Source organism: Bordetella sp., from assembly GCF_051960075.1.
Classification (GTDB): domain Bacteria; phylum Pseudomonadota; class Gammaproteobacteria; order Burkholderiales; family Burkholderiaceae_B; genus Bordetella.
This window is the reverse complement of the sequence record NZ_JBQCER010000031.1, coordinates 1-5,707: the sequence shown is the minus strand read 5'-3', so window position 1 is coordinate 5,707 and position 5,707 is coordinate 1. Positions and strand designations below refer to the sequence as shown.

The window sequence follows — 5,707 nt, the reverse complement described above, 5'->3', positions numbered from 1 at the left end:
GGGAGGGCGGGGGCTTTCCGGGCGCGCTGTCTGAGCGCAGCGCAGCGGAGCGAGTTCGCGCCCGGCCCGCCCGGACGAGGAAGACGAAGGTCGAGGCCCCGTCCAGGGGCCGCGTCAGCCGACCAGGCCGCAAAGCCCCGGCGCCTGCGCAACCCGACCGACGGCTTAAGAAATAGAACAGCGTCTCCGCTCAGCCGCATCCGCCAAGGCTACCCGCCGACAATGCAATAATGACCGACTTACCTAGCAATACCGCAAGCCGGAGACCATCTTGAACCGCATCGACTACCCCGCGCGTGACCAGGAGGTCGGCGCCGCCGACTCCACCCAGGACACCACCCGGATCGACGACACGCGCATCGGCGCGGTGCGTCCGCTGATCTCTCCCGCGCTTCTGCTCGACGAACTTCCGGTCACCCAAGGCATCCAGTCGCTGGTCGAAGACAGCCGCGCGGCCATCGCCGATGTGCTGCGCGGGCGCGACGACCGGCTCGTCGTCGTCGTCGGACCCTGCTCGATCCATGATCACGACCAGGCCATCGAATATGCCCGACACCTGAAAACCGCGGCCGATGCACTCTCGCAAGATCTGCTGATCGTGATGCGCGTGTATTTCGAAAAGCCGCGCACCACCGTGGGCTGGAAGGGCTACATCAACGATCCGAGGCTGGACGGCAGCTTTCGCATCAACGAGGGTCTGCGCCGTGCGCGTACGCTGCTGCTGGAAATCGGCGAGCTGGGCTTGCCTGTCGGCACCGAATTTCTCGATCTGTTGAGCCCGCAATTCATCGCCGACCTGATCTCCTGGGGCGCGATCGGCGCGCGCACCACCGAGAGCCAGAGCCATCGCCAGCTCGCCTCGGGCCTGTCGTGTCCGATCGGTTTCAAGAACGGCACCGACGGCGGCGTGCAGGTGGCGGCCGACGCGATCGTCGCTGCGCGAGCCAGCCACGCCTTCATGGGCATGACCAAGATGGGCATGGCCGCCATCTTCGAGACGCGCGGCAACGAGTCCGCTCACGTCATCCTGCGCGGCGGCAAGAAGGGGCCGAACTACGACGCAGCATCCATCGAGGCGACCTGCGAGGCGCTGCGCAGGCTCGGTCTGCCCGAGCAGGTGATGGTCGATTGCTCGCATGCCAATTCGAACAAATCGCATCAGCGCCAGATCGACGTCGCGGCCGATCTGGCGCAACAGATCTCCGGCGGCGAAGCGCGCATCATGGGCGTCATGATCGAAAGCCATCTCGAAGAAGGCCGTCAGGATCAGAAGCCCGGCGTGCCCCTCAAGCACGGCATCTCCATCACCGATGCCTGCATCTCGTGGGCGCAGACCGAGCCCGTGCTGCGCACGCTGGCCGAAGCGGTGCGCGCGCGGCGGGTTGTGCGCTGAATCGCACCGCCGGTCAGGCGCTCATGATCGCGGCGAGAAAAGCTTCCAAAGAAAGAGATTTCATGCCGTCGCCGACGGACTCGAAGGTCTCGAGCAGCGACTCGATGCGCTGCGGCTTGCCGAAGTAATAACCTTGAACGAGCTGGATCGAGGTGTGCTCCTCGAGATAGTTCAGCTCCTCTTCCGTTTCTACGCCCTCGGCGACCACCTCGATCTTGAGTGCCTGGCATAGCGACTCGATGGCCTTGAGTATGCCCTGGCTGCGGGGCCGTTCGTGGATCGACGAAATGAAGGTGCGGTCGACCTTGATTTCGTCGGCGGTGATGTCTGCCAGCGTGGAGAGCGACGAAAATCCCGTGCCGAAGTCGTCGATCGAGACCCGCACGCCCATCTCGCGCAGGCGCGGCAGGACCTGATTCTGGAAGCGCTCTGTGACGAGCGCGTCTTCGGTCAGCTCCAGAATGATCGAGGTGTTGAGGCCTTCGGCTTGCAGACAATCGGTCAGTGAGGCCATGAACGAGACGTCGCTGGCTTGCCGGGCCGCGATATTGATGCTGATCGAAATGTCCTCGCCGAAGCAGCGCCGAAACTGCGGCAGGCAATCGGCTACGTCGTTCAGCACGAAATGGGTGATGGCGTCGATGAGGCCGAGCTCGGTCGCCAACGCGATGAAACCGCCCGGACCCATCACTTCGGTATCGTCTTCGATCCAGCGCACCAGCGCCTCGAAACCGATGATCTTGCCTAATCCGATCGAAACCTTGGGTTGCAGATAGGTACGAAAATGCCTGCCGCGTACGGCCGTGCGCAGGCGCTGCTCCATGCTCATGCGGGCGATCATCGCGTCGTTCATCGCCAAGTCGAAGCAGCATGCCGACCCTTTGCGAATGGACTTTGCGTGATACATGGCGCTGTCCGCACAGCGTTGCAAGGTATCGTAGGTCTGGCCGTGCAGCGGAAATATGCTGGCGCCGATGGTCGCCGACGTCAGCAATTCGTGCCCCTCGATGAGAAACGGCTCCTTCATCGCGCCGGTAATGCGCTCCATCAGGCGCGGCAGCTGTTCCGGCGCCTCGAGCGGATCGATGAGCAGCAGAAACTCGTCGCCGCTGATTCTGGCCAGCGTATCGCAAGGGCGCGTCTGGCCAGCAATGCGCCTGGCCACCGCGCGCAGCAGCTCGTCGCCTATCATGTGGCCGTAGTAGTCGTTGATGCTTTTGAAGTTGTCCAGATCGATGAACGCCAGCGCGAACATGTCGCCATCGGCGCGGTCCCGCATCGCGGCATCCACACGCTTCTGGATCAGGGTCCGGTTCGGCAGGCCGGTCAACTGATCATGGAAGGCCAGGAACTTGAGTTCCTCCTCGAAGCGCTTGCGTTCGGTGATGTCGATACTTGTGGACACCAGCATTCTTTCCTCGCCGACTTCGACGGGCCAGCCGGTTACGAGCAAGGTGTGCGGCTTGTCCTCGATCATGACGATGCGTTCGTGCAGCCAGGTTTCGCTGCCGCCCAGCCGCTTCATGAAACGCTCGCGCCGCTGCGCGATCTGTTCGGGGCCGGCCTGACGCACGCCAAACGGTATTTGGCCGCGCAGATGCGTGATCCTGTCGCCGATGGCCAGAGCGGCCTGCTCATTGAGCACCAGCAAGCGGCCCTCGCTATCCTGCACCGAAACACCCACCGGCAACGCGCCAACGACGGCTTCGAGCAGCGCCGAGCTATCGTGTTTCGTCTGCGGGAGCGAGTTCGTCGAATTCGTTTCCATCGTTCGTCTGCCTGGTCGGCCTCAGGGCCGCTTTATGCGAGAACAACGGGAAATGCATGACGCCGGAAGAGGGGTTCCGGGCATGAGTTGTCTCCTTGCTGTATTGATTCGGGCTCTGACGGCCGCTTTGGTTCCCGCAAGCTCGAAGGCGACGGGCGGGAGTGTCTAACTTCTTGATTTAATGAAGCGAAACTAAAAATTCCGAGCGATTTGAATGCCCGAATTTCCGGAAAAGCCAGGCATTATCGTCGAGTTTTTCGTCCTGTCTTTTTCTAATTTGTAATTTCGAACATATTGGGGCTTATTTGCGACAAAGCCCGGTGGTCCGGCGCGCATCCAACGGGGCGCCGATTCGTCGACGCCCCGGGATCTTTCGCAGTACGACGGTCAAAGCCCGAAGTAAGTCTCGCGCACCGCGTCGCTGGCTTCGAGCTCGGCACGCGTGCCCGAAATCCGCACCTTGCCGTGGTCCAGCAGATATCCCCGGTCGGCCAGATCCAGGAACGCGATGTTTTGCTCGGCGATCAAGAGCGAGGTGCCATCGCCGATGGTCGCGCGCAGCGCATCGATCACGTTTTTCACGAAGACCGGCGCGAGCCCCGACGAGGGTTCGTCCATCAGCAGTAGCCGCGGCTCGGAGATCAGCACTTTGGCGATGCCCAGCATCTTGCGCTGCCCGCCGGACAGGCTGGCCGCGGCGGCGCGCCGCTTGGACGCCAACGCGGGAAACAGCTCGAAGAGCGCCTCCTTGCGTTGGCGTATCTTGGCCTCGGGCATGAAATAGCCGCCCAGCGCGATGTTCTCGTCGATCGACAGCGTGGGAAACACACCCAGTTCCGACATGAACGCGATGCCGCGCTTGATGCGCTGGTCGGGGCGCAGCGTGTCGATGCGTTCGCCGTCGAGCAGAATCTGGCCGCCCCGGCAGGGCAGAAGGCCGATCAGCGTGCGCAGCAAGGTGGTCTTGCCCGCACTGTTCGCACCCAGCAGCAGCACCGTCTGCCCCGGCTCGACCTGCATGTCGACGCCCCAGAGCACTTGCATCGCGCCGTAGCCGGCCTCGACGCCTTCGATTTTCAGGGATGCCGACATCATGCCGCTCCAATAAATGCCGCGATCACTTCCGGGTCGCGCGAGGCGGCCGAAAGCGGCCCTTCGAACAGCATGCGTCCCGCGCCCAGCACGATCACGCGCTCGGTGATGCGGTTGAGAAACTCGAGCAGATGCTCGACCACGATCATCGCGATGCCGCGCGCCGACAGCTTTTGCAGCAGATCGGCGATTACGTTCAGCTCGGCGGGGCTCAGGCCCGCGCCGATCTCGTCGACGAGCAGCAGCTTGGGCCGGGTCGCCAGCGCGCGGCCCAGGTCCAGCAGTTTCTGCTGGTTCACGGTGAGCGAACCGGCCTGGCGCGATGCCACCTCCGTCAGGCCGATGTCGTGCAGGATCGGATCGATCTCGGAATCGGGAAGACGCGCGGCGCGCGCGGCCACCTCGATGTTCTCGCGCGCGGTCATGTCCCGGAACACCTTGGGTACCTGGAAAGTGCGGTTGATGCCCAGCCGCGAGCGCTGGTGCATGGGCAGGCGATTGATCTTGTGTCCTTGAAAGTCGACCTCGCCCTCGTCGGCCTGCAGCAGGCCCGAGATCACGTTGATGGTGGTCGTCTTGCCCGAGCCGTTCGGGCCGACGAGCCCGACGATCTCGCCGGGCGACACCGTAAAGTTGACATCGTTCAGGACGATCTGCGCGCCGAAGTGCTTATGGACTCCGGCCAGACGTAGCAGTTCAGAAGACATTGATCCCCCGGCGTTGCAGCAGAGACAGGAGGCCACCCGGCAGGAACAGCACGAGCAGCACGATGAGGCCGCCGTAGATGAGCTGGAAGTATTGCGGCGTGGAGATGCCGATTGCCGAGTAGAGTGTGTAAAGAAGCGAGGCGCCCACGATGGGACCGATCACGGTGCCGACACCGCCGAAGAGCGCGAACACGATGGCGAACACCGAGAAGTCCAGCGTGAACACCGCATCTGGATAGAACACCGAGATGCCCCAGGCGTAGACGCCGCCTGCCAGACCTGCGATCAGGGCCGAAACCAGCCAGGCGACCAGGCGGTGGCGCACCACATTCAGGCCCGCCATGGCGGCGCTGACCGGATCCTGCTTGATCGCGCGCAGTGCCATGCCGAAGCCCGACGAGCGAAAGTAGGCGGCCAGACCGCACGCGACGAGCAGCACGACGAGCATGCAGTAATAGCTTGCCGTGGGATCGTAGACCTGCTCGATCTTCAGCCCGTAAGGGCCGCCCGTGACGTTGGCCAGATCCGGGTTGGAGACGACGAAGAAGAGGATCTGCGACGCCGCGAGGTTGGCGATCGAAAAATAGGCGCCCGACAAGCGCAGCAGCGGCCCGAGTATGACGCCGATCAGCGCGGCCGCTAGGCCGCCTCCTGCCACGCAGGCCAGCACCGGCAGATGGGTATGCAGTACCAGCAGCGAGGTCGCATAGGCGCCGCTGCCGAAGAATCCCACATAGCCGAAGGGCA

The 5,707-nt window shown here is 63.3% G+C and carries 5 protein-coding genes; 1 reads left to right on the top strand and 4 read right to left on the bottom strand.

Annotation, left to right across the window (positions count from 1 at the left end; all coding sequences use genetic code 11):
• Window positions 1–271 precede the first annotated feature (271 nt).
• Window positions 272–1,393, top strand: a complete 1,122-nt coding sequence (locus tag ACTHJ1_RS04215) for a 3-deoxy-7-phosphoheptulonate synthase (protein WP_440188162.1) — start codon at window positions 272–274, stop codon at window positions 1,391–1,393.
• A gap of 13 nt (window positions 1,394–1,406) precedes the next feature.
• Here ACTHJ1_RS04215 and ACTHJ1_RS04210 read toward each other — a convergent pair whose 3' ends face one another.
• The 4 genes from ACTHJ1_RS04210 to ACTHJ1_RS04195 all read right to left on the bottom strand — a co-directional run.
• A complete protein-coding gene (locus ACTHJ1_RS04210; RefSeq protein WP_440188159.1) occupies window positions 1,407–3,161 on the bottom strand; it encodes a putative bifunctional diguanylate cyclase/phosphodiesterase in 1,755 nt (584 codons plus the stop codon).
• A gap of 387 nt (window positions 3,162–3,548) precedes the next feature.
• Window positions 3,549–4,256, bottom strand: coding sequence for an ABC transporter ATP-binding protein (locus tag ACTHJ1_RS04205; RefSeq protein WP_440188156.1), 708 nt, complete (start codon window positions 4,254–4,256; stop codon window positions 3,549–3,551).
• A complete protein-coding gene (locus ACTHJ1_RS04200; RefSeq protein ID WP_440188153.1) occupies window positions 4,253–4,960 on the bottom strand; it encodes an ABC transporter ATP-binding protein in 708 nt (235 codons plus the stop codon). The genes ACTHJ1_RS04205 and ACTHJ1_RS04200 overlap by 4 nt, the downstream gene beginning before the upstream one ends.
• A partial coding sequence (locus ACTHJ1_RS04195) for a branched-chain amino acid ABC transporter permease (protein WP_440188151.1) occupies window positions 4,950–5,707 on the bottom strand: 758 nt, incomplete at its 5' end. The genes ACTHJ1_RS04200 and ACTHJ1_RS04195, both read right to left, overlap by 11 nt.